Annotated in this window: 23 protein-coding genes; 10 read left to right on the forward strand and 13 right to left on the reverse strand. The window is 69.4% G+C overall.

What is annotated here, in order from left to right; all coding sequences use genetic code 11:
• Nucleotides 1-134: 134 nt before the first annotated feature.
• Both OHT21_RS36455 and OHT21_RS36460 read right to left on the reverse strand, forming a co-directional pair.
• Nucleotides 135-992, reverse strand: coding sequence for a hypothetical protein (locus tag OHT21_RS36455; protein WP_328772530.1), 858 nt, complete (start codon nt 990-992; stop codon nt 135-137).
• Nucleotides 989-1555: a SigE family RNA polymerase sigma factor gene (locus OHT21_RS36460; RefSeq protein WP_328772531.1), complete on the reverse strand. Its 567-nt coding sequence runs from the start codon at nt 1553-1555 to the stop codon at nt 989-991. Before OHT21_RS36460 ends, OHT21_RS36455 begins: the two co-directional genes overlap by 4 nt.
• Nucleotides 1556-1846: 291 nt before the next feature.
• Between OHT21_RS36460 and OHT21_RS36465 the strand changes: the two genes are divergently transcribed.
• Nucleotides 1847-3295, forward strand: a complete 1449-nt coding sequence (locus tag OHT21_RS36465) for an NCS2 family permease (RefSeq protein WP_328772532.1) — start codon at nt 1847-1849, stop codon at nt 3293-3295.
• A 145-nt stretch (nt 3296-3440) separates the two neighbouring features.
• Here the strand turns inward: OHT21_RS36465 and OHT21_RS36470 are convergent, their stop codons facing one another.
• The 6 genes from OHT21_RS36470 to OHT21_RS36495 all read right to left on the reverse strand — a co-directional run bounded on the left by OHT21_RS36470 (nt 3441) and on the right by OHT21_RS36495 (nt 9231).
• Complete coding sequence (locus OHT21_RS36470) at nt 3441-4895, reverse strand: peptidoglycan D,D-transpeptidase FtsI family protein (RefSeq protein WP_328772533.1); 1455 nt, start codon at nt 4893-4895, stop codon at nt 3441-3443.
• A gap of 85 nt (nt 4896-4980) precedes the next feature.
• Nucleotides 4981-5643 carry a response regulator transcription factor gene (locus tag OHT21_RS36475; RefSeq protein WP_328772534.1) on the reverse strand — a complete coding sequence of 221 codons (663 nt, stop codon included), beginning with the start codon at nt 5641-5643 and terminating at the stop codon, nt 4981-4983.
• Nucleotides 5640-6911: a sensor histidine kinase gene (locus OHT21_RS36480; protein WP_328772535.1), complete on the reverse strand. Its 1272-nt coding sequence runs from the start codon at nt 6909-6911 to the stop codon at nt 5640-5642. Before OHT21_RS36480 ends, OHT21_RS36475 begins: the two co-directional genes overlap by 4 nt.
• A complete protein-coding gene (locus OHT21_RS36485; protein WP_328772536.1) occupies nt 6908-7903 on the reverse strand; it encodes a hypothetical protein in 996 nt (331 codons plus the stop codon). Before OHT21_RS36485 ends, OHT21_RS36480 begins: the two co-directional genes overlap by 4 nt.
• Nucleotides 7904-7982: 79 nt before the next feature.
• A complete protein-coding gene (locus OHT21_RS36490) occupies nt 7983-8456 on the reverse strand; it encodes a GNAT family N-acetyltransferase (protein WP_328772537.1) in 474 nt (157 codons plus the stop codon).
• Nucleotide 8457: 1 nt separating this feature from the next.
• Nucleotides 8458-9231 carry an IclR family transcriptional regulator gene (locus OHT21_RS36495; RefSeq protein ID WP_328772538.1) on the reverse strand — a complete coding sequence of 258 codons (774 nt, stop codon included), beginning with the start codon at nt 9229-9231 and terminating at the stop codon, nt 8458-8460.
• Nucleotides 9232-9380: 149 nt separating this feature from the next.
• Here OHT21_RS36495 and OHT21_RS36500 point away from each other — a divergent pair, with 149 nt between their 5' ends.
• The 7 genes from OHT21_RS36500 (at nt 9381) to thpD (ending at nt 16036) form a co-directional block, all read left to right on the forward strand.
• The gene (locus tag OHT21_RS36500; protein ID WP_328772539.1) at nt 9381-10910 is read left to right on the forward strand and encodes an aldehyde dehydrogenase (NADP(+)); all 1530 of its coding nucleotides are present in this window, start codon (nt 9381-9383) and stop codon (nt 10908-10910) included.
• Between the two features lie 225 nt (nt 10911-11135).
• Complete coding sequence (locus OHT21_RS36505; protein ID WP_328772540.1) at nt 11136-11744, forward strand: DUF1349 domain-containing protein; 609 nt, start codon at nt 11136-11138, stop codon at nt 11742-11744.
• A 61-nt stretch (nt 11745-11805) separates the two neighbouring features.
• Nucleotides 11806-12354, forward strand: coding sequence for a DinB family protein (locus tag OHT21_RS36510; protein WP_328772541.1), 549 nt, complete (start codon nt 11806-11808; stop codon nt 12352-12354).
• 326 nt (nt 12355-12680) lie between these two features.
• Entirely contained in the window at nt 12681-13259 is a 579-nt protein-coding gene (gene ectA / locus OHT21_RS36515; RefSeq protein WP_328772542.1) for a diaminobutyrate acetyltransferase, read from the forward strand.
• Between the two features lie 174 nt (nt 13260-13433).
• Nucleotides 13434-14705 carry a diaminobutyrate--2-oxoglutarate transaminase gene (gene ectB / locus OHT21_RS36520; RefSeq protein ID WP_328772543.1) on the forward strand — a complete coding sequence of 424 codons (1272 nt, stop codon included), beginning with the start codon at nt 13434-13436 and terminating at the stop codon, nt 14703-14705.
• 39 nt (nt 14706-14744) lie between these two features.
• Nucleotides 14745-15143 carry an ectoine synthase gene (locus tag OHT21_RS36525; RefSeq protein ID WP_033317823.1) on the forward strand — a complete coding sequence of 133 codons (399 nt, stop codon included), beginning with the start codon at nt 14745-14747 and terminating at the stop codon, nt 15141-15143.
• A 5-nt stretch (nt 15144-15148) separates the two neighbouring features.
• Nucleotides 15149-16036, forward strand: coding sequence for an ectoine hydroxylase (gene thpD, locus OHT21_RS36530; protein WP_328772544.1), 888 nt, complete (start codon nt 15149-15151; stop codon nt 16034-16036).
• Nucleotides 16037-16114: 78 nt separating this feature from the next.
• On the opposite strand, the gene OHT21_RS36535 is transcribed toward thpD, so the two are convergent.
• From OHT21_RS36535 to OHT21_RS36550, 4 genes are all read right to left on the reverse strand, one after another.
• Entirely contained in the window at nt 16115-17131 is a 1017-nt protein-coding gene (locus tag OHT21_RS36535; protein WP_328772545.1) for a maleylpyruvate isomerase family mycothiol-dependent enzyme, read from the reverse strand.
• Nucleotides 17132-17183: 52 nt separating this feature from the next.
• The gene (locus OHT21_RS36540; RefSeq protein WP_328772546.1) at nt 17184-17789 is read right to left on the reverse strand and encodes an RNA polymerase sigma factor; all 606 of its coding nucleotides are present in this window, start codon (nt 17787-17789) and stop codon (nt 17184-17186) included.
• A gap of 55 nt (nt 17790-17844) precedes the next feature.
• Complete coding sequence (locus OHT21_RS36545) at nt 17845-18897, reverse strand: aminotransferase class V-fold PLP-dependent enzyme (RefSeq protein ID WP_328772547.1); 1053 nt, start codon at nt 18895-18897, stop codon at nt 17845-17847.
• A 112-nt stretch (nt 18898-19009) separates the two neighbouring features.
• Nucleotides 19010-19726, reverse strand: a complete 717-nt coding sequence (locus OHT21_RS36550) for a DsbA family oxidoreductase (protein ID WP_328772548.1) — start codon at nt 19724-19726, stop codon at nt 19010-19012.
• A gap of 313 nt (nt 19727-20039) precedes the next feature.
• Between OHT21_RS36550 and OHT21_RS36555 the strand changes: the two genes are divergently transcribed.
• On the forward strand, nt 20040-20309 hold the full coding sequence (locus OHT21_RS36555; protein ID WP_328772549.1) for a hypothetical protein: 270 nt from the start codon (nt 20040-20042) through the stop codon (nt 20307-20309).
• Nucleotides 20310-20514: 205 nt separating this feature from the next.
• Here the strand turns inward: OHT21_RS36555 and OHT21_RS36560 are convergent, their stop codons facing one another.
• On the reverse strand, nt 20515-20844 hold the full coding sequence (locus OHT21_RS36560; RefSeq protein ID WP_328772550.1) for a hypothetical protein: 330 nt from the start codon (nt 20842-20844) through the stop codon (nt 20515-20517).
• A gap of 463 nt (nt 20845-21307) precedes the next feature.
• Here OHT21_RS36560 and OHT21_RS36565 point away from each other — a divergent pair, with 463 nt between their 5' ends.
• Nucleotides 21308-22489 (forward strand): alpha/beta hydrolase family protein, encoded by a 1182-nt coding sequence (locus OHT21_RS36565; RefSeq protein WP_328772551.1) that lies wholly within the window; start codon nt 21308-21310, stop codon nt 22487-22489.
• Nucleotides 22490-22671 lie beyond the last annotated feature (182 nt).

Here is a 22671-nt window from a genome sequence, read left to right on the forward strand (position 1 = left end):
CACCCGGAAGGAGCGGGTTGCCGCCCCTCGGAACTTTTTTTACGGCCGCCGCTCGTTATGAGCTTTCCGCGCCGCCGGTCATGAGCCGTCGGTCACCAGCAGCCGGTCACGAGTCGCCGGTCACCGGCAGCTGGTCATGAGTCGTCGTCATCGTCGTCCTGGCCCTCGAAGTCGCCCTGTACGCCCACCTGCTGGCCATCAGCCGTCGCGGTGGCCGCATAGCGGTCGTTACTGGCGTCACGGCCGCCGTAGTCATGGTCGTACTGCCCGGCGAACACGAACTCACCGGCCGGGACCGTACGGCCCTCCTTGAGCTGCCAGGTGTAGACGATGAAGCCGTCCCGCTCGCCGACCGTCATCTCGAAGTCGGCCTCGGGGAGTGAGCGCCAGGCGCCCGTCGAGTTGACCCCGCCGGTCTGCTTGACGCGCAACTGGACGGTCAGCGAGGTGAGTTGCTTGTCCGACTTCACCGTCACATTGCTCTGCGCCCAGAAGTCGTTGCTGTGCGGATCGACCGAGCCGTCCGACCACAGCGGGCCCTCCTCGGTGCCGGCGTCCGCGGGTGGATTGACGGCAGGGGGCGGCTCGGGCTGCTTGACCGGCGGCGACGCGGGCGCGGTCGGCTTCTCGGGACGCGGGGAACTCGTCGGGTCCGGCGGGATCTCGCCGCGCTTCGACTCCTCGGGCGACGGCTCGGGAGTCGGTGTGACCGCGACGGTCTGCTGGGCCTTGTCGTCCTCCTTCAGCGCGGACGCCGCCGCGTAGCCGCCCACGGCCAGGAGGCCCGCGACCGCGGCCGTGGCGCCGACGACCCGCGCCCAGCCGAGCGCTTGGGGCCGCTGCGCAGGCCGCCGGGAGGTCTCGGACTCGGCCATGCCGCGCTCGATGCGGGCCAGGATGCGCGCACGGTCGGGCTCATGAGCGCCGGCCGCCTCACGCAGCCGGGCGCGCACGGCGTTGTCCGTGGCACGTGTATCGCGCTGCCCGGTCACGGGTTCCTCCCTCCGGCCCCACCGGTGCGCAGCACCGCCGCGTGCACCTGGCTCGGGCCGTCCGCACTGCCCAGCAACCGCTGCAACTCGGCCATCCCCTTCGACGTCTGGCTCTTCACCGTACCGACGGAGATGCCGAGAGCGAGCGCGGTGTCCTTCTCCGAGAGGTCGAAAGCGTGACGTAGCACCACACATGCCCGCTTGCGGAACGGCAGACTGCGCAGCGCCCCCTGGACATCGACGACGGCCGGCACATCCGGGTTCTCGCTGCTCTCCTCGCGCTGCGACCAGAACAGCGTGACGCGTCTGCGCTCCCGCACCGCGCTGCGGATCCGGCTGCGCGCCAGATTGGCGACCACTCCGCGCGCGTACGCCACCGGATGGTCGGCCTCCCGCACCCGGTCCCAGCGGTGCCACATGGCGAGCAGCGCGTCCGCCGCCAGATCGTCGGCGGCGTCCGACTCGCCGGTCAACAGATGGGCCAGCCGCGCCAGTTCGGCATAGTGCCGCTCGAAGAAGTCATGGAACTCCACGGAGGCGGCGTCGTCGACGACAGTGCCCACGGGCGACCTCTCCCTGCTGAAATCCGGACAGTACGGTTGACCTGCGCGCGCCGTGCCTGCGAAGTGCGTATACGGACGGACCCCGTGTGTCACCCGTGAAGGAATGGTGCTCCTGTGGGTGAGATTCGAGAGAGTAGCAGGCGCCCGTACAGGACTTCGAAGGCCGTGCGGTAGGCCGAACTCGATCGCGTACGTGATTCCGTAACACGGCGAAAACCCGAAAGCGCAGTACGGCGGGAACAATCCAGCCAGCATCCGCGCACTCAGCACGCAGTAACGAGGAGCATCCGCATGTCCGGAGCACAGAAGGTGACCGACCGGCCAAGTGCCGCACCACCCCCGGCGAACAGCGTCGACCGGTTCTTCAAGATCTCCGCCAGGGGATCCACCTTCGCCCGGGAGATCCGCGGCGGTTTCGCCACGTTCTTCACGATGGCGTACATCCTTGTCCTGAACCCCATCATCCTGGGCAGCGCCGAGGACAAGTTCGGGCAGCGGCTCGACAGCGTCCAACTCGTCACCGCCACCGCCCTGGTGGCCGCCGTCATGACCGTCATCATGGGCGTCGGCGGCAATCTGCCGCTCGCCCTCGCCGCCGGACTCGGCCTCAACGCCGTCGTCGCCTTCCAGATAGCCCCGCTGATGAGCTGGGCCGACGCGATGGGTCTGATCGTCCTCGAGGGACTGCTGATCTGTGTGCTGGTGGTGACGGGCCTGCGCGAGGCCGTCATGCACGCGATCCCTCAGCCCCTGAAGCAGGCGATCAGCGTCGGCATCGGCCTGTTCATCGCGCTCATCGGCTTCGTCGACGCCGGGTTCGTCACCCGCATCCCGGACGCGGCGAACACCACGGTGCCCGTGCAGCTGGGCGCCACCGGCGCGCTGACCGGCTGGCCGATGCTCGTCTTCTGCCTCGGGGTGCTGCTGACCATCGGGCTGCTCGCCCGCAAGGTCAAGGGCGCCATCCTGATCAGCATCGTGCTGATGACGCTCCTGGCGATCATCATCAACTCGGCGGCCGACATCAAGAGTTGGGGCCTGACCACGCCCGCGTGGCCGGACAAGGTGGTCGACACCCCCGACTTCGGGCTGATCGGCGACTTCAGCCTGTTCGGCGCCTTCGGCGAGGCCGGCGCGATCACCGTCGTCCTGCTGGTCTTCACGCTGATCCTGTCGGACTTCTTCGACACCATGGGCACGGTCGTCGGCGTCAGCGCCGAGGCCGGGCTGCTGGACGAGGACGGCAAGGTGCCCAACCTGGGCCGCGTGCTGCTGATCGACGGCGCCGCCGCGGTCGCGGGCGGCGCGTCCTCCGCCTCCTCCTCGACCTCGTACATCGAGTCGGCGGCGGGCGTCGGCGAGGGCGCCCGCACGGGCTTCGCCAACCTGGTCACCGGCGGACTGTTCGCCCTGGCCCTGTTCATGACCCCGCTGCTGACCATCGTCCCGCTCCAGGCCGCGGCCCCCGCCCTCGTCGCGGTCGGCTTCCTGATGATGACTCAGGTCAAGCACATCGACTGGGACAAGTACGAGATAGCCATCCCCGCGTTCCTGACGATCGCCGTGATGCCCTTCACGTACTCGATCACCAACGGCATCGGGGCGGGCTTCGTCGCGTACGTCCTCATCAAGTCGGTGCTCGGCAAGGCCCGCGAGGTCCACTGGCTGCTGTGGGGCGCGGCGGCACTGTTCCTGGTGTACTTCGCGATCGACCCGATCGAGCAGTTGCTGGGCGTGTAAGGCCAGTCGGTGCGCGCGCCCCTGGAAGGAGGCCGCAGGCCTTCCTTCCAGGGGCGCGGGGCTGTTATCGATATGCGGCTCCGCCGCGTGGGCGCGACCAGCCACGACGGAGCCGCAGTTTCGAACTGCCCTTCCAGTGGAGCGCCTAGCTCTGAATCGCGGCCTCCATCATCGCCTTCGCCACCGGCGCGGCCAGCCCGTTACCGCTCACCTCGGACCGAGCCGCATCCGACTGCTCGATGATCACAGCGACAGCGACCTCCTTGCCCGTCGAGTCGTCCTTCGCGTACGACGTGAACCAGGCATACGGCGTCTGGCTGTTGTTCTCGCCATGCTGGGCCGTACCCGTCTTGCCGCCCACGGTCGCGCCGTCGATCTGCGCGTTCGTACCCGTCCCGTCGTCGACGACCGTCTGCATCGCGGACTGCAACTGCTCGGCCGTGGACGAGCTGACGATCTCCCTGGTGTCCGTGTTGTCGTCGTAGTTCTCCAGCACGTTCCCGCCCGCGTCGCTGATCTGCGACACCATGTGCGGTGAGACCAGCTCACCGCCGTTGGCGATGGCCGCCGACACCATGGCCATCTGCAGCGGCGTCGCCTGGACGTCGAACTGGCCGATGCCCGACAGCGCGGTCTGCGCCTTGTCCATGCCGGACGGATAGACGCTCTCGTACGCCCGCACCGGAACGTCCTGCTCCCCGTCGTTGAAGCCGAACTTCTCCGCCATCTCCTTGACCTTGTCCTGGCCCAGGTCGACGGCCATCTTCCCGAAGACGTTGTTGCACGAGTACTGCAGAGCCACCCGGATCGTGGCGTCCTCACAGGGCGCCGACGGGTTCTCGTTGCCCAGCACGCGAGTCGTGCCCGGCAGCGGGTACGGGTCCGGGCTCTCCGTCTTCTCGTCCACCGACGAGTACAGCCCGTCCTCCAGCGCGGCGGCCGCCACGACCAGCTTGAACGTCGAGCCCGGCGGCAGCGGCTGGCGCAGCGCCCGGTTCGTCATCGGCTTGTCCGGATCCTTCGTCAGCCTCTCCCAGGCGGCCGAGTCGTCGGAGCCGCTGATCTCGGACGGGTCGTACGAAGGGGTCGACACGACACCGAGGATCTTGCCGTTCGTCGGGTCGATGGCGACGGCCGCACCCTTCGTGTCACCCAGTGCCTCATACGCGGCCCGCTGCACATCCGGGTCGATCGTCGTGACCACGTCGCCCGGGTCGGCCCGCTTGCCGGTGACCGTGTCCACCGGGTTCTTGAGCCGGTTGTCGGTGCCGTCGAGCAGGTCCTTGTAGACGCCCTCGAGCTGCGTCGCCCCGTACACCTGCGAGCTGTAGCCCGTGACCGCCGAGTACAGCGCGCCGTTCTTGTACGTCCGCTGGTACTTGAGGTCGCTGCCGGTCGTCTCCGCGGACCCGGTGATCGCCTCGCCGGCCACGATGATGTTCCCGAGCGGGTACGCGTACTGCTCGATGACGTTCCGCCGGTTTTCCTTGTTCTCCGCGAGCGCCTTTCCGTCGTAGAACTGCACCCAGGTCGCCCTGACCAGCAGGGCGAGCACGAGCAGCAGCGTGAAGACGGAGGCCCGCCTGATCGTCTTGTTCATCGCACTAAAGAGGACGACGGAGGGCAACCGGAACGTTCCCTTCCATCCCGGTTTCTCATGGGACCCTCATCAACCCGGCGAGGCGCTACGCCCCGCCCTTGAGGAAGCCGGCCTCGTACGCCGCGATCACCGCCTGCGTACGATCCCTGGCCCCCGTCTTCGCCAGAACGGCCGCCACATGTGACTTCACCGTCGCAGCCCCAACCCCCATATGCCCGGCGATCTCGGCATTGGTGAGCCCGCCGGCCATCAGCCGAAGCACCTCCCCCTCACGGTCGGTGAGCCTCGCAACCCAAGGCGGCGGCGCCGTCTTCGCCCGCGCATGCTCCACGGCAAGCGCCCGCACCGCCGCCGGAAACAACAACGTGTCGCTGCGCGCGACCAGCCGTACCGCCTGCACCAGCGCATCCGCCTCCGCCCGCTTGAGCAGAAACCCGGAGGCGCCCGCGCGCAGCGCCTCGTACACGTACGCGTCGTTCTCGAAGGTCGTCACGACGACGACGCGCGGCGGCGCGTCGAGCGTGCCGAGGATCTGCTCGGTGGCGCGGATGCCGTCGATCTCCGGCATGCGTACGTCCATGAGAACCACGTCGGGCCTGAGCTCCCGTACGACGGACACCGCCTCCGCGCCCGTCGCCGCCTCGCCCACGACCTCCAAGTCCGGTTCGGCGGCGAGGATCGCGCGGAGCGCGGTACGGACCATGCGCTCGTCGTCGGCGAGAACGACGCGGATCGTGGGGCTGGTCATACGGGTCCCTCGCTTGTCGTGGCTCTCTCGACGGGCAGCCGTACGTGCAGACGCCAGACGCCGTCCACCGCTCCCGTCTCCGTCGTGCCGCCCAGCAGCCGGGCCCGATCGGCGATACCGCGCAGGCCGTGGCCGCCGCCGGGACGGGGAGTGGCGGTCCTCGGCACCGGGTTCTCCAGCATGATCTCCAGCTCCTTACCGGTCACCTCGATCCGCAGGGCCACGGTGACGTGGTCGCCCGCGTGCTTGAGGGCGTTGCTCAGCCCTTCCTGCACGATGCGGTACGCCTCCCGGGAGACGAGCGGCGCCAGCGTCTCGGGGTCCGCCGCCACGGTGGCCGTCACGCGGAGACCGCCCGCCCGGGTGCGGAGCAGCAGTCCGTCGAGGTCGGCGAGAGTGGGTGCCGGGGACTTGCCAGCGCCCTCGTCGTCCCTCAACACGCCGAGTACGGCATCGAGTTCGCCCACCGTCCGGCGCGTGGTGTCCTCGATCGCGGCCAGCGCCTGGCGGACGAACTCCGGGTCGCTGTCCAGCACCCGGCGGGCCGCGCTCGCCTGGAGCGTGACGGCGCTCAGCGCGTGCCCGACGGAGTCGTGGAGCTCCCGCGCGAGCCGGTTGCGTACGGCGAGATCGGCGGCGCGGGCCTCGGCGGCGGCGAGCCGGTCCTCGGGCGTGGGCCCGAGCAGCTCGGGCGCCCAGCGGGCGAGCAGCGTACCGGCGCCCGCCGCGCACCCGGCGAGGGCCAACAGGCAGGCGACGCCCGCGACCGGCGAGAGCGCCAACACCCAGGTGTGGTCGAAGACTTCGGGCAGTCCGGAGTCGCGCAGCTCTTTGAAGACGGGCAGCACGATCAGCACCACCGCGAAGGGCGGCACCGCGAGCGACATCCCGGCGATGACCCCGCCCAGCCCCACGTGCAGCGTGAACCACGCCGCCGTACGCCCCTTCGCCGCCCCTGTCCGCGCGGGTCCGTCGGCGAGCCGGTCGCCGTCGACGCCGCACAGGGCCCGTACCGCCGCCACCGACATCGGCCGGGTCAGCGGGAAGAGAGCGGTGATCGCGGCGAGGGGCAACCCGACGGCGAAGGCGGTGAGTTGGGGGAGCAGCAGGCCCGACCCGTTCTGCGATCCGAAGGCCAGACTCACGACGACCTCGCCGACGAAGACGTACGGCATGACGAGCGCGCCACCGAGGATCAGATGGATCCACCGCCGACGCGTCCGCCGTCCGAACAGGGCCCGGAGCAGGGCCCGGGCGAAGTCGCTCACGCCGGCCGTCGCGCGGCGCCGGACCGCCCCGCCAGGAAGTGCACGGCTACCGAGACCACGAGCATGCCCACGACCATCTGCCCAGCGTAGGTGAGGTTCATCAGCACCGTCGGCTGCTCGGAGATGCCGTCCACGCCGGCGAGTGAGACCAGCGACAGCCACCCACCCCAGCAGGCCGTGGCACCCGAGCCGATCCAGGCGAGCGCCAGCGCCACCTTCACGGACAGCACCCGGCCCCGCCGGAAGGCAAGCAGCCAGGCGCCCGTGACGGCCGCGGCGAGGAAGCCGAAGTACAGCGCCTCCAGCAGGTGGAAGTCGCCCGTGCGATCGGCGATCCGGCCTTCACTGAGCCCGGCGGTGCCGCCGCACGCCCACGCCAGATGCATGCCGGCTGGGAACAGGGCGACCACGGCCGAGGCCACGGCGAGGACGCGCGGCGCCGTACGCCCCGGACCATCCGGCCACGCCCGCCAGACATGGCCCCACCGATCCCGCGCGTACAGCACGAAGAGCGCACCGAGCGCGAGCCCCTGCACGATGAACCCCGTGTAGACGACCCCGAAGACCCACGCGTCGAGAAAGGGCTCGCTCTCCGCTCGTATGTCCCCGCCCCCGCCCAACGCCGTGACCAGGAGCTGCAAGGGAAAACCCGCCACGATCGGCGCCAGCAGCCCACTGGCCACCCATGTCGGCCCCACCAGCAGCCAGGCGGGAACCCGTTGCCCCCACGGCCGGGTGAGCAGCAGCGCGAGCACGATGACGGCCCCGTCCATGACGACGGTGACGCTGTTGGCGACGGCCATCGTGCCCCGGTGCTCCAGCAGGGAACTCCCCTCGGGAATCCCGGCCCGGCTTCCCGCGATCCACGCCACCTTGAGGCTCACATACGGCAGACAGGACGCGATGGCGACGGTCCGCAGCGCACGACGGGTCCGGCTGAGGGGCACCCGGGCTGCGACCCCGGACCGTACCGAGGTGGAAGTCTGTGTCATACCGACCACACTCCCGCCCCGGACGGCCGGAGCCCTCCTGCCGGACGCCGATCCGCCTCCGCCGCGCGGGGGAGAAGGGTCAGCCGTCCAGGGTGAGGACGACCTCGTCGATCTCCTCCCCGCGCGCGTTCGCGTAGCCCCTGTCCTGCGCGGTCACGCGGAAGCCGCACTTCTCCAGGACGCGGCGCGAACCCGCGTTGTCCGCGGCGGCGCGGGCGTACATCGGGCGTTCGGGGACCTCGTCGAGCAGGGCCCGCAGGGCGCGTGTGGCGATGCCTCGGCCCCAGTACGCGCGGTCGATCCAGTACGTCACCTCGCGCTCGCCCGGCTCGCCGTACACCGCCGCGCTGCCCACCACGTCGCCGTCGGCGAGGACCGTGCGATTGACCACGCCCGGCGTGGCACGGATCCGCTTCCAGTGGGCGTCGAAGGCATCCCAGTCGGCCGGGTCCTTGGCCGTGAACGCGGCCATCTCGACGGCTTCCGGGTCGTTCATCTGCCGGAAGAAGACGGGCAGATCACTGTCGTGGATCTCGCGCAGGACCACATCCATGTCAGAGCCTCCGAGTTGCGAGCGTCAGTCGGTCACGGGCGTCGAACAGGGCGTCCTTCACCATCTGCTCGTGCGCGGGTGTCAGCCGCGCCACGGGTACGGAGCAGCTGATGGCGTCGCGCGCGGGCGTACGGTACGGAATCGCGACGCCGAAGCAGCGCAGTCCCAGCGTGTTCTCCTCGCGGTCCACCGCGAAGCCCTGCTCCCGCACCTGGTGCAGCTCCTCGATGAGCTTCTCCCGGTCGGTGATCGTGTGCTCGGTCAGCGCGGGCAGCGTCTCCGGCAGCAGCTTGCGTACCTGCTCGTCCGTGTGCGTGGCCAGCAGCGCCTTGCCGAGCGAGGTCGAGTGGGCGGGCAGCCGGCGGCCCACACGCGTGAAGGGGCGGAGGTAGTGCTGGGACTGGCGGGTCGCGAGATACACCACATTCGTGCCGTCCAGCCGCGCCAGGTGGATCGTCTCCGTAGTGTCGTCGGAGAGGCGGTCGAGGGTCGGTCTGGCCACGGCCACCACCTCGTCGCCGTCGATGTACGACGTACCGACGAGGAGGGCGCGCACCCCGATGCCGTACCGCGTGCCCGTCGCGTCCGTCTCGACCCAGCCGAGCTCGACGAGCGTACGGAGCAACATATACAAACTGGACTTGGGGTAACCTACGGCCTCCTGTACGGCGGCCAGGGAGTGCATCCCGGGTCGGCCGGCGAAATACTCGAGCAGTTCCACGGTCCGCACCGCGGACTTGACCTGCGCCCCGCCGCCTGTCTCGCCAGCCGACATCGCCCTTGACCCCTTCGTTCGACGGGAAATAGTCTCCGGGACATATTCACCATCAGAGACAGTGTTCAGCATATCGAACGCCCTGGTGAGTGACACAAGAACTGCGGCATCACATAAGAACTGCGGCATCACATCTGGAGGGACCCGCGGTGGCAGCAGCACCAGTCTGGAGTGTCGACCCCCGAACCGGGAAGCAGCGTGAACAGGTTGCGGTGGAAGCCACAGCCCAGGAGGTGGACACGGCTGTCCGCGCGGCCCACGCCGCCCGGGGCGCCCTGGCGGACCGCACGGTCCGCTCGGCTTTCCTGCGTACGGCCGCGGAACTGCTCGAAGGCGCCAAGGAGCACCTCGTGGAGGCCGCCGACGCGGAGACCGCGCTCGGGCCGGTCCGGCTCACCGGTGAACTCGCCCGCACCTGCTACCAGTTGCGGGCCTTCGCGGACATCGTCGACGAGGGCGCGTTCCTCGACGTCGTGATCAACCACCCCGACGCCACCGCGACGCCGCCGATCCCGGACCTGCGCCGCTACAAGGTGCCGCTGGGTGTCGTCGCCGTCTACTCGGCCTCGAACTTCCCCTTCGCCTTCTCGGTCGCCGGCGGTGACACCGCGAGTGCGCTCGCCGCGGGCTGCCCGGTCGTCGTCAAGGCGCACCCCGACCACCCGGCGCTGTCCGAGTTCGTGGCGGCGACGCTGCGGCGGGCCGCCGAGCAGCACGACATCCCCAAGGGCGTCGTCGGGCTCGTGCACGGCTTCGAGGCGGGCGTCGAGCTGGTCAAGCATCCGCTGGTGTCGGCGGCCGGCTTCACCGGTTCCGTACGGGGCGGTCGTGCCCTCTTCGACGCGGCTGCCGCCCGGCCCGTGCCGATCCCGTTCCACGGCGAGCTGGGGTCGCTGAACCCCGTCGTGATCACCGAGGCCGCCGCCGCCGAGCGGGCCGAGACGATCGGTACGGGGCTCGCGGGCTCCATGACGATGGGCGTCGGCCAGTTCTGTGTGAAGCCGGGGCTCGTGCTCGCGCCGACGGGTGCGGCCGGTGACCGGCTGGTGAAGTCCCTCACCGACGCGGTCAGCAACACCGACGCGGGTGTGCTGCTGGACCACCGGATGCGCGACAACTTCGTCGCCGGGGTTGCCGAGCGGGCCGAACTGCCGGACGTGGACGCTCCGGTGACGCCCGGTGCGGGGAGCGAGCACACGGTGAGTCCCGGGTTCCTGACCGTGCCTGCGCGTCGGCTGGCCGCCGAGGGGGAGCATGATCTGCTCCTGGAGGAGTGCTTCGGGCCGATCACCGTTGTCGCTCGGTACGAGGATGACTCGGAGGCCGGTGCTGTTCTCTCGCGGCTGCCGGGCAACCTCACCGCTACCGTGCACCTCTCCTCCGAGGAGGCGGAGGGGCAGGGCCGCGGGGCGGAGATCCTTGCCGAGCTGACGCCGCTTGCGGGGCGTGTGCTCGTCAATGGGTGGCCCACGGGTGTTGCTGTGGCTCCGGCTCAGCATCACGGGGGGCCGTACCCTGCGACGACGTCGACATCCACGTCTGTGGGGGGTACGGCTATTGAGCGGTGGCTGCGGCCCGTGGCGTATCAGAATGCGCCGGAGGCGCTTCTGCCCGCCGAGTTGCGGGATGACAACCCGCTGGGGCTGCCTCGGCGCTTTAACGGCCAGCTCGAGCGGTAGCGCTCCGCTAGGCGCGGGGAATGCGGTTGCGCCGTAGGGCGCGCGGTTAGCTGCGGACTGCGGGTCCGTCGTGGCTGGTCGCGCCCCGCGGCGGAGCCGCTAATTTCACAGCCCCGCGCCCCTGACGGGGCGCTGCTGTGGCCGCAGCTTGCCACAGTTCCGCGCCCCTTTCGGGGCCTGCGGCCCCTCAAGCGGGCGCTGTTGTGGACCTGGGAGACTCTGCTCATGGATCTCGAAATACCCGAACTGCCTTTCCCGCTCCGCTCCTACGGTCCTGATGGGCACTGGTCGTACGAGGACGGGGTGCTCGCCGGATGGGCGGGGGCGCGGCAGGACCGGTTTGTGCCGCCCACTGATGAGGCGCTGGACCCCGCGGCCGACGCGCCTCGGCTGCTCGGGGCGCCGGAGGGGGACTTTCAGCTGATCGCCCGTGTCACCGTGGGGTTCTCGGGGGCATTTGACGCGGGCGTGCTCTACGTGCACGTGGCCGAGCGGGAGTGGGCCAAACTCTGTCTGGAGAACTCGCCGGATGTGCCGACCGTGTGCACGGTGGTCACCCGCGGCCACTCCGACGACGCCAACTCCTGGACGGTGGAGGGGAGTTCGGTCTGGCTGCGGATCAGCCGTACGGGCCGTGCCTTCGCCTTCCATGCTTCCAAGGACGGCAAGCGGTGGACCTTCGTGCGCCTGTTCACGCTGGCCGACGAGAAGGCCTCCGGTGCGGCGCTCGTGGGCTTTATGACGCAGTCGCCGCTGGGGGAGGGGTGCGTGGTCACGTACGACGGCATCGAGTTCCTCCCGGACTGGCCGGCGGATCTGCGGGACGGCAGCTGATTCCTGACGGCGGGATTTCGCCTCTCCCGCATCGCCGGGCCCTCGTGCCATGCTGCCCGGCATGGCCACCGACACACACCAGACCCAGACCCTGCCCGACGGCCGTCCCATCCCGCTGATGACCGGGCCGGAGCGGCCCATGCTGGAGAGCTGGCTCGCCTTCCACCGGGCCACGCTGGAGCTCAAGTGCCGTGGGCTGGACGACAGTCAGGTGCGGCTGGCCTCCGCCGAACCGTCCGAGCTGACCCTGCTCGGGCTGGTCCAGCATCTCGCCGAGGTCGAACGGAACTGGTTCCAGCGGGTGTTCGCCGGGCTCGACGTGCCGGCCGTGTACGAGGACAAGGTCGGGGACGTGTCCGGCGGCTACGGCCTCGTACCGGAGCGCGGGCTCGACGAGGCGCTGGCGAACTGGCGGCGGGAGATCGCCCGGGGGCAGGAGCTGTGCGCGGGGCGGTCGCTGGAGGACACCGGACGGATCGCGGACGGCCCGATGGCCGGGCTCGAGGTCAGCCTGCGCTGGATCCTCATCCACATGATCGAGGAGTACGCACGGCACAACGGCCACGCGGACATTGTCCGGGAGGGCATCGACGGGGTCACCGGTGCGTAATCGAAGAATTCATTCCGCTGCTATTTCGCGGTCCAATCGATACCTGTTCGAGCGCAGCTTCCCGTATTCTTCTGCCCGCTTTCTTCGGTCTTAAACACTAAGATTTCGCGAACACCAACCTCGTAATTCGGGCAGGTCTCGTGTCCGTTACGTATATGTGACGCAACACACAAGGTGCCCGTTTCCTCCCGTATTTTCCGGACAAACGGGCTGTTCTCGCCGCCTCGACATGCGGCATCCGTGCACGCGCGATAACATATCGAGTGCGTTGACGTAACCCCATCCGGCGATGCAATTTCAGCTTTCTCTCGGTAAATTCAATCCGCATGACCGCCGCACAAGCAGACCTGCAAGCGGAATTCTTGGAAATGCCGGAGGGACTGCGGATCGACCGTCCGGAGGTGGCCGACGGGGCCGCCCTCTGGCGCATCGCCAAGGACTCCAGAACCCTCGACCTCAACTCCTCGTACAGCTACCTCCTGTGGTGCCGTGACTTCGCCGGTACCTCGGTGGTGGCGCGCGACAAGGAGGGGATGCCGGTCGGCTTCATCACCGGGTACGTCCGGCCCGACCAGCCGGAAACCCTGCTCGTCTGGCAGGTGGCCGTCGACACCGCGTACCGCGGGCGCGGGCTCGCCGCCGCCCTGCTGGACGGACTCACGGCACGAGTAGCCCACGACCGCGGCCTCGAAACCGTCGAGACCACGATCACCCCCGGAAACACGGCCTCCGAGCGACTGTTCACCTCCTACGCCGCACGCCACGGAGCGGACGTCGCGCGTGAAGTGCTCTTCGACGGGGCGCACTTCCCGGACGGCCCGCACGACCCCGAAGTGCTGTACCGCATAGGACCGCTGAGCTTCCCACCGGCTGACCGGGCGCACAGATCCGGCCAGACCACCTGAGCGACCGGCCGGCTGAGCGAACCGACCGGCGGCCACGGCCGATCCGGTCGGCAGAACCAGCAGAATCCGGCCGGCAGAACCAGCAGAAACAGCAAACCCGCAGATCCAGACGACCGGACCCGACCACCCGGCCGTACCCCCACCAAGACTTCATCTCCCAGGAGGAGATTCGCTGTGAGCATCACCCAGCCCGACCTGAGCATCTTCCAGACCCTCGAGTCGGAGGTGCGCAGCTACTGCCGCGGCTGGCCCACCGTGTTCGACCGCGCGCAGGGCAGCCGGATGTACGACGAGGACGGCCACGAGTACCTGGACTTCTTCGCCGGTGCCGGGTCCCTCAACTACGGCCACAACAACCCCGTACTCAAACGCGCCCTCATCGACTACCTGGAGCGCGACGGCGTCACCCACGGTCTCGACATGTCGACGACCGCCAAGCGCGCCTTCCTCGAGTCGTTCCAGAACATCGTGCTGCGCCCGCGCGACCTGCCGTACAAGGTCATGTTCCCGGGCCCGACGGGCACCAACGCCGTCGAGTCGGCGCTGAAGCTGGCGCGAAAAGTGAAGGGCCGTGAGGCGATCGTGTCGTTCACGAACGCCTTCCACGGGATGTCGCTCGGCTCGCTCGCCGTGACCGGCAACGCCTTCAAGCGGGCCGGAGCGGGCATCCCGCTGGTGCACGGCACGCCGATGCCGTTCGACAACTACTTCGACGGCCAGGTCCCGGACTTCCTGTGGTTCGAGCGGCTCCTCGAGGACCAGGGCTCCGGCCTCAACCAGCCCGCCGCCGTGATCGTCGAGACCGTACAGGGCGAGGGCGGCATCAACGTCGCGCGTGCCGAGTGGCTGCGTGCCCTCGCGGACCTGTGCGAGCGTCAGGACATGCTGCTCATCGTCGACGACATCCAGATGGGCTGCGGCCGCACCGGCGCGTTCTTCTCCTTCGAGGAGGCAGGTATCACGCCGGACATCGTGACCGTCTCCAAGTCCATCAGCGGCTACGGACTGCCCATGGCGCTGACCCTGTTCAAGCCCGAGCTGGACATCTGGGAGCCGGGCGAACACAACGGCACCTTCCGCGGCAACAACCCGGCGTTCGTGACGGCCGCCGCCGCCCTTGAGACGTACTGGACCGACGGGCCGGCCATGGAGAAGCAGACCAGGGCCCGCGGCGAGCAGATCGACGAGGTGCTGAAGGCGATCCGCGAGGAACACCCCGAGGCCAGCAAGGAGTACCGCGGCCGCGGCCTGGTCTGGGGCATCGAGTTCCACGACAAGGAGCGCGCGGGCCGTATCGCCCAGCGGGCCTTCGAACTCGGCCTGCTCATCGAGACGTCGGGCCCGGAGAGCGAGGTCGTCAAGCTCCTCCCGGCGCTCACCATCACGCCCGACGAGCTGGACGAGGGCCTGCGCACCCTCGCCCGCGCCGTACGAGAAACGGCGTAACCGCAACCGCGCGCAGCCTGAAGGAGGCACTGCACCACCGTGATTGTCCGCTCGTTCAAGGACCTCGAAGGCACCGACCGGCACGTCAAGTCCGCGTCGGGCACCTGGGAGAGCAAACGCATCGTCCTCGCCAAGGAGAAGGTCGGCTTCTCCCTGCACGAGACGATCCTGTACGCCGGTACGGAGACGTCGATGTGGTACGCCAACCACATCGAGGCCGTCGTCTGCGTAGAGGGCGAGGCCGAGCTCACCAACGACGAGACCGGGGAGAAGTTCACCATCACCCCCGGCACCATGTACCTCCTCGACGGCCATGAGAAGCACACGATGAAGATCAAGGAGGACTTCCGCTGCCTCTGCGTCTTCAATCCGCCGGTGACCGGACGGGAGGACCATGACGAGAACGGTGTCTACCCCCTGCTGACCGAGGAGGTCTGAGAACCATGACCACGCTCACCGACCTGTACCCGACCCGCGGCGCCGCCGAGGTGGCCGTACCCCGCCAGGACCCCGTGGTGTGGAGCGAGCCGGGTACGCCAGGACCGATCGCGGCGGCCGAGCTCCAGTCGTACGAGCGCGATGGCTTCCTCGCCATCGAGCAGCTCATCGGCGACGAGGAAGTGGCCGTCTACCGGGGCGAGTTGGAGCGCCTGGTGAGCGACCCGGCGATCCGCGCCGACGAGCGCTCGATCGTCGAGCCCAAGTCGCAGGAGATCCGCTCGGTCTTCGAAGTCCACAAGATCAGCGAGATCTTCGCGCGCCTCGTACGCGACGAGCGCGTCGTGGGCCGCGCCCGTCAGATACTCGGCTCGGACGTGTACGTCCACCAGTCGCGGATCAACGTCAAGCCCGGCTTCGGAGCGAGCGGCTTCTACTGGCACTCGGACTTCGAGACCTGGCACGCCGAGGACGGCCTGCCGAACATGCGCACCGTGTCCGTCTCGATCGCGCTGACCGAGAACTACGACACCAACGGCGGCCTCATGATCATGCCGGGGTCCCACAAGACCTTCCTCGGCTGTGCGGGGGCCACGCCGAAGGACAACTACAAGAAGTCGCTGCAGATGCAGGACGCGGGCACGCCCTCCGACGAGGCGCTCACCAAGTTCGCCGAGGCGCACGGCATCAAGCTCTTCACGGGGCGGGCCGGCTCGGCGACCTGGTTCGACTGCAACTGCATGCACGGCTCCGGGGACAACATCACCCCGTTCCCGCGGTCGAACGTCTTCATCGTGTTCAACAGCGTGGAGAACGCGGCGGTGGAGCCGTTCGCGGCACCGGTGCCGCGGCCGGACTTCATCGGGGCGCGGGACTTCACGCCGGTTAAGTGACGTACACGTAAGTGGCGTACGCCTGAAGTGATGTACGGATGATGGGCGGCACCCTCGTCGGGTGCCGCCCTCCTCCGTTTACAGCCAGGACAGCGCCGCCGCCCGCTCCAGTACGTTCCGTACGGCGTCCTCGTCGCCCGTCGCGCCCCTCGGGACCTCCTCGGGCCCGTACCGTCCGCCGACGAGCAGGCAGAAGTCGACGGGTTCCAGGACGAGTTCGGCCCGCACCGGCTCGTCCTCGGAGCCGAGCACCCACTGGGCGTCCTCGCCTCCGGCCACCGCGAACAGCACCGGGGGCGCCGTGGTCCCCAGCGCCAGGTCGAGGATGCGGACGGCGAGCCGGACCAGCTGCCAGAGGTGTTCCTCGGGCGGCGGCGGTACGGCGAGGCCGAGCGCGCGGCCGATGTCGTCCGTGTGGATCCACGCCTCGAAGCCCCGCACGAGGAAGTGGTCGGCGACGGGCAGCCGGATCCCCATCAACGTCATGGCGTGGGCGGCGCGTTCGGGATCCCGGGCTTCGGGCGTGGCCAGCAGCGCGGCTGCCTGAGCGGCCCACGCGGTCACCGTCTCCTCGGGGCTGCGCTGCCGCTCGTACGCGATCACCTCGGTGGTACGCGCGTTCCAGGCCTGCTCCCATCCCGTTCCCTCCGGGACGGTCGACGCGGGCACGCGTGCGTCGAGGCCCAGGTGCAGGGCCAGCGGCTCGTCGGCGGCGAGGAGGTGCGCGACCGTCGCGTGCGCGTCCCAGTCGTGCACGACCGGTGTGCTCCAGCGGCCGTCCAACTCCCGTACCAGCGCCTGGAGTCCGGCGACGGCGGCGGCGTACGGGGCCGCGTGCGCGGCGACTCTCGGCGCGGCGGGCCGGGAGCGCAGAGCGAGAGCGAGTACGCCGCCTGCTCCTCCCGAGCCGTTGCTCATGGCCGTTCCCCGCGGCCCGTCCAGCAGCCGTACGGCCTCCCGCAGCCGCTCCGCTTCGGCCGCGCAGCTCTCGCATTCGGCGAGATGCGCCGGCACCGCCCGCTCCTCCTCCGGCCGCAACGCGCCGAAGGCCCAGGCCCCCAGCAGCTCACGTACACCGTCGTGATCAGTGGTCACCGCGCACCTCCCTTCGCAGCTTTCCGCCCTGCTTCCCGGGCGCATCCATCCATCATGCGCCGCCCCTTTCCAAGGCCGGATCCGGTGGCTCGGCCATGGACTCGGCCAGCTTGCGTAACGCAGAGCGCAGCCGGGTCTTGGCGGTGCCTTCCGGGATGCCGAGTTCGACGGCGGCCTGGCGGTAGGTGCGGCCCGCGAAAAAGGCGAGGTGCACCACCTCCCGCTGGGACTGCGGGAGTTCGGCGAGCGCGGAGTGCAGCAGGAGGGAGCGCTCGCGGTCGACGACCGTCTCGTCCGGCCCGGGTCCCGTGTCGGGGATCGCCTGCAGCGCCGAGTCGTCGGCTCCGGCGGCCTTGCGGTGCCGGGCCTCGGTGCGCACCCAGTCCACGGCTCGCCGGTGCGCCAGCACGGACAGCCAGGTACGCAGCGAGCCACGGCGCGCGTCGAACCCGTACGGCCTGCTCCACAGCTGGGCGAAGACCTCCTGCGCCACATCCTCGGCGGCGGCCGGGCTGCGCGTCACCCGGACGGCGACCGCCCGGACGAGCCCGCTGTACGCGGCGTACGCCTCGGTCAGCGCGGACTCGTCGCCGTACACCAGCCGCCGCTGCAACTCCGCGTCGGCGGCCGGTTCGACGGACGTCCCCGTGGTCTCCAACGGCCCCACCCCCTGGTGCCCTTCCTAGCGTCCCGGCCGGGCCCGCGCCAGTGGTTCAGGAAGACAGGACGTCCAGCAGGCGGTCGACGTCGGCGGTCGTGTTGTAGAGGTGGAAGGAGGCACGCAGGTTGCCGGCGCGATTGGAGACCGAGATCCCGGCCTTGTCCAGCTCGGGCTGGCGGTGGCCGAGGCCGGGCACGGACACGATCGCCGAGCCGGGCGCGGGGAGGGCTTCGTGGCCGAGAGTGGTGAGGCCCGCGCGGTAGCGGTCGGCGAGGGCGAGGTCGTGGGCCTGCACGGCGTCGACGCCGAGTTCCTCGATGAGCTCGAGGGAGGGGCGTAGTCCGGCGTAGCTGAAGAGCGCGGGGGGCAGGTCGAACCGCCGGGCGGAGTGGGCGAGTTCGGCCACGGGGCCGTAGCAGCTGTCCCAGGGGTGCTCCCCGGCGACCCAGCCGGCCAGGATCGGTGTGAGCTCGCCGAAGTCCTCCGGCACGACGAGGAAACCGGCTCCGTGTGGGCCGAGCAGCCACTTGTAGCAGACGGAGGAGACGTAGTCGTACGCCCCGGCGTCCATCGGCAGCCAGCCGGCCGCCTGGGAGAAGTCGATGTACGTACGGGATCCGTGGTCCCTGGCCGCCTCGCGCAGCGCGGGCAGATCGGCGATCCGGCCGTCGGCGGACTGCACGGCGCTGACGGCGACGAGTGCGGTGCCGGGCCGGACGGACTCGGCGATCCGCTCCAGGGGCACCGTCCGCACCTTGAGGTCGGTGCGGACATGGAAGGGGTTCACGACGGAGGCGAAGTCGTCCTCGGCGGTGAGGACTTCGGCGCCGGCGGGCAGCGAGGCGGCGACCAGGCCGGTGTAGGCGCTGACCGAGGACCCGGCCGCCACCCGCCCGACCGGCACGCCGGCCAGCCGGGCGAAGGAGGCCCGGGCGGCCTCCACATCGGCGAACAGCGAGTCCACCGGACTGCCGTCGGCCCGCAGCGCCACCGCCTCCTGGAGGGCGGTGACGGTACGGGCGGGCAGCAGCCCGTTGCTCGCGGTGTTCAGAAAGGTGTTCTTCGGGGCGAACTCGGCACGGACGCGGCTCTCGAAGGTCTCCATGGGACAACTGTGAGCCTTCGGCGCTCTCTGGTCCATTGCGTATTTGTGCGTGATCCCGCTAAGGAACGCTTATACATCGCCCCTGACCTGCGCGGTTTCTGTGGGCGGTCCTTCAGTGCTGCGGCACCGCGCATCCGTCGGGACCGCAGGCGTCCGCGTCGCCGTCCTGGATCAGCTTCAGCGGCGAGCGGTTGCCCCACGCCTGCTCCAGCGCCTGCCCGAAGGTCTCGACGGGCTGGGCGCCCGAGACGCCGTACTTGCGGTCGAGGACGAAGAAGGGAACGCCGTTCGCGCCGAGCTCGGCGGCCTCGCGTTCGTCGGCCCGGACCTCATCGGCGTACGCGTCCGGGTCGGCGAGCACCTCGCGGGCGGCGTCCGCGTCGAGACCGGCCTCGACGGCCAGCTCGGTCAGATACGCGTCGGCGTCCACGTAGAGGGACCGCTCCTCGACGAAGTTCGCCCGGTACAGGATCTGGAGCAGCTCGTCCTGCCGACCCTGCTCCTTGGCGAAGTGCAGCAGCCGGTGCATATCGAAGGTGCTGCCGTGATCGCGGCCCTCGGTGCGGTACTCCAGCCCCACGGCGGCGGCCAACGAGCCCAGGTTCTCCTCACCCGCCCGGGCCTGCGCCTCGCTCATCCCGTACTTCTTGGTGAGCATCTTCAGAACGGACTCGTTGTCACCCTTGGCCCGCTTCGGGTCGAGCTCGAAGGAACGGTGCACCACCTCGATCTCGTCCCGGTGCGGGAAGGCGTCAAGCGCCTTCTCGAAGCGGGCCTTGCCCACATAGCACCAGGGGCAGGCGATATCGCTCCAGATCTCGACGCGCATGACTTCGGCTCTCCAGGTCGCACGGGTACGCGAAGGCTCCCTCCGCTGGGTGTATGAACGTTCAACCGGCTCAGGTCATTCCCCGTTCACCGCGTAGGTCAGCAAGAGGTGGTGGTCGCCCTCGCGGGGCGGCTGCTCCGGATCGGAGACCCAGCCCTGGCGGGCGTACCATGCTGCGCGCCTACCGGCTGTGGGTTGAGCACGCGGTGAAGTGCGCCGCTGGCTGTAGGGGCGTGAGCAAGGCGCAGGACGGCTGCGCAGACGGACGGGAACTGTGGGGCGCCTACCGCCTCGAGCGCATCGGGAGGACGTCATGAGTTGGCAGATCGAACGCCCTCCGGGCAGCCGTGTGCGCCGCACCAACGATGACCACGTGACCGTCCCCCTGCGGCTGTCCCGCAACGAGGAGCACGCGACGGACGCCGAGCTGAGCCTGACCCTGGTCGAAGTCGAGCATCTGCACGCGGCTCTGTGCCGCGCGCTCGACGGTCACTCGGCCCCCGCCCGCGCCCGGGTGCCGTACGTCCGTGGAGTCGTCGCCCATCGGCGCTCGCACGGTAGATCGCGCGTAGCCGACACGTAACCCGATGGCTACCGCGTCCGGGGCGCGGCGAGGGGCAAGGGCGGCACCGCACAACCCCAGTACCGGCCTCCCCTTGTCCGGTACGGACCTGCGCTCCCGACTGCGCATTCTGCGGCAGCAGTTGGGGGCGCATCGAGCAAGGCGCCAATGGTCTGCGGACCGCTTTATGAAGTCGGTTGGCGACGGCGTATGGCCACTGCCTTGGTCAGTGGCCTCCTTGGTTCTCGACACAGGGCCCCGTACCGGGTTGAGGTTCGGCGTAAGCGCCGTGCACCTCGCTGGTCAACTCTTCTTTCGTTATCCGCCCGGACACACACGTGACTCCCGTGTGGACGCTGTAGGACCCGTACCCGACGTAAACGCCGTGTTCCTTGCCGCAGCCAAGGCGCTTCAGCGCCGCCATGATCCGCTCATCGCTGAACGCGCCGTACTGGCCGGCGCCACCTTCCTCCCGGACCTTGTCCAGTTCCTGCCGAATGAGTTTGGCGGACGCTTCCCCCTGCGCGCGCTTCTCCGCGGAGATCGACCCTTGCATGCGGTAGGCGTGATTTTCCGCGTAGTTGGGGGGACGGTCGTCGTTTCCCTCCTGACGATTGCCGTCCGCACTCGGAGCGGGAGAGGAAGGCAGAGCCCTGGGTACCTCGGCCGACTGGGCGCACTTCGGCCGGGGAGTGAAGGAAGGCCGGGTGGTGGCCGACTGCGTCTGCCCGCCCTGCTGAGTTCCGCACGCGGTCATAGTGATCGCGACGAGGGCGACTGCTGCGGCTGATCGTCTGATGGGCATGGGGCAGAGTCTCCCCGCTGACACCGGCGGACGACACAATTCCCTTCGCGAGGGGTGGGGGCGCGGACGCTGACGCTAACGCCGCAGGTTCGGCACACGTGGCCCGCCCCCACCTGTGTGATACCGAGGTCTGACGTGATCCGCCGACAGGGGTACGACCAAGTAACCCTGGAGCCGGACGTGTTGTGCAGAACCAGTGCCTAGCTTCGACTGCATGATCCCCAGACATCGCAAAGCCGCTGTGGCCAGTCTGCTCACCCTGGCCCTGGCCGCGCCGCTTTTGGGCGCCACACCGGCCGTCTCCGTCAACCCCGCGCAGGTTGCGCCCCAAGTCCCGTACAGCAGCGGGTTGGAACTACCGCCCCCCACCGGTCAATACCCCGTGGGCCGCCGCACCCTGCACTTGGTCGACAGGAACCGCACCGACCCATGGGTGCCGACGGCCGGTAACCGGGAGCTGATGGTGACGGTGTCCTACCCAGCACGCTCGGCGAGTGGATTACCGGCGGCGTACATGACCGACGAGGAGGCGCAGCTCCTTTTGGAGGCGAGAGGACTCGGCGGCGTCGTGCCCCGCGAAACGGTTGCCCGGGCACGCACCCATGCTCATATGGGCGCTCGTCCGGTGCCGGGGCATTTCCCCCTGGTGCTGCTCTCCCCGGGCTTCTCGATGCCGCGCACCACACTCACCTCGATCGCAGACGATCTCGCGAGTCGTGGCTACGTCGTTGCCTCGGTGGACCACGCGTACGAATCCGTCGGCACTGCCTTCCCCAAGGGCCGGCTGCTGACCTGTGTGGCCTGCGAACGGGTCGACACTGCGGAGGAGCGGGCCGCCGTCGTGCGTGGTCGGGCCAAGGACATGTCCTTCGTGATCAGCGAGTTGACAGGCGGCCGACGGGCTGGGGTGTTGTCCCGTGTGATCGACCCGAGCCGGATCGGAATCGGAGGGCATTCGATCGGGGGTGCGGCCGCCGCGGCCACCATGGCCGCCGACCGCCGCGTGCGGGCGGGGGTCGACCTGGACGGTGACTTCTTCCTGCACCCTGCTGCGGCGGGGCTTGGTACGCGCCCGTTCATGACGCTCGGCGCCGAGTCCACCCACAGCACCAGCAGCCGGACATCCGACTGGGCTGAGGCGTGGAAGCATCTGAACGGCTGGAAACGCTGGCTGACTGTGACCGGCGCTGAGCACTTTTCCTTCACGGACCTGCCGTATCTGGCCGCGCAGTTGGGCCTGTCGGACCCTGCCATACCGCTGTCCGGAGAACGCGGGTGGCGCATAACCCGCGACCACGTGTCAGCCTTCTTTGACCTTCACCTGCGGGGCATCCCGCAGCCGCTCCTCGATGGCCCCAAGGCCACGCATCCTGAGGTCGCATTCCAGCAGCCGTGACCTGGCGCCCGATTATTAGTGCCGCGACCGCGTAGGTCAGCCAGGTTGTTCACGCCGCCACATTGAGGGGGCGTGCTTCCCTTCGTCGTTGGCCGGGGCCGGTGTCTCACGGCCGTCCCCTTTTCTGCGACACGTCAGTTCATCGGGCGCTTGACAGGTGCTCACGTCAGGCGATCCAGTAC

It is taken from the genome of Streptomyces sp. NBC_00286 (genome assembly GCF_036173125.1).
GTDB lineage: Bacteria > Actinomycetota > Actinomycetes > Streptomycetales > Streptomycetaceae > Streptomyces.

Coding starts and splice junctions, on each gene's coding strand:
- OHT21_RS36465 (WP_328772532.1), top strand. CDS start 1,847: ATGTCCGGAGCACAGAAGGTGACCGACCGGCCAAGTGCCGCACCACCC.
- OHT21_RS36470 (WP_328772533.1), bottom strand. CDS start 4,895: ATGAACAAGACGATCAGGCGGGCCTCCGTCTTCACGCTGCTGCTCGTG.
- OHT21_RS36475 (WP_328772534.1), bottom strand. CDS start 5,643: ATGACCAGCCCCACGATCCGCGTCGTTCTCGCCGACGACGAGCGCATG.
- OHT21_RS36485 (WP_328772536.1), bottom strand. CDS start 7,903: ATGACACAGACTTCCACCTCGGTACGGTCCGGGGTCGCAGCCCGGGTG.
- OHT21_RS36490 (WP_328772537.1), bottom strand. CDS start 8,456: ATGGATGTGGTCCTGCGCGAGATCCACGACAGTGATCTGCCCGTCTTC.
- OHT21_RS36495 (WP_328772538.1), bottom strand. CDS start 9,231: ATGTCGGCTGGCGAGACAGGCGGCGGGGCGCAGGTCAAGTCCGCGGTG.
- OHT21_RS36505 (WP_328772540.1), top strand. CDS start 11,136: ATGGATCTCGAAATACCCGAACTGCCTTTCCCGCTCCGCTCCTACGGT.
- OHT21_RS36510 (WP_328772541.1), top strand. CDS start 11,806: ATGGCCACCGACACACACCAGACCCAGACCCTGCCCGACGGCCGTCCC.
- ectA (WP_328772542.1), top strand. CDS start 12,681: ATGACCGCCGCACAAGCAGACCTGCAAGCGGAATTCTTGGAAATGCCG.
- thpD (WP_328772544.1), top strand. CDS start 15,149: ATGACCACGCTCACCGACCTGTACCCGACCCGCGGCGCCGCCGAGGTG.
- OHT21_RS36545 (WP_328772547.1), bottom strand. CDS start 18,897: ATGGAGACCTTCGAGAGCCGCGTCCGTGCCGAGTTCGCCCCGAAGAAC.
- OHT21_RS36550 (WP_328772548.1), bottom strand. CDS start 19,726: ATGCGCGTCGAGATCTGGAGCGATATCGCCTGCCCCTGGTGCTATGTG.
- OHT21_RS36555 (WP_328772549.1), top strand. CDS start 20,040: ATGAGTTGGCAGATCGAACGCCCTCCGGGCAGCCGTGTGCGCCGCACC.
- OHT21_RS36560 (WP_328772550.1), bottom strand. CDS start 20,844: ATGCAAGGGTCGATCTCCGCGGAGAAGCGCGCGCAGGGGGAAGCGTCC.
- OHT21_RS36565 (WP_328772551.1), top strand. CDS start 21,308: ATGATCCCCAGACATCGCAAAGCCGCTGTGGCCAGTCTGCTCACCCTG.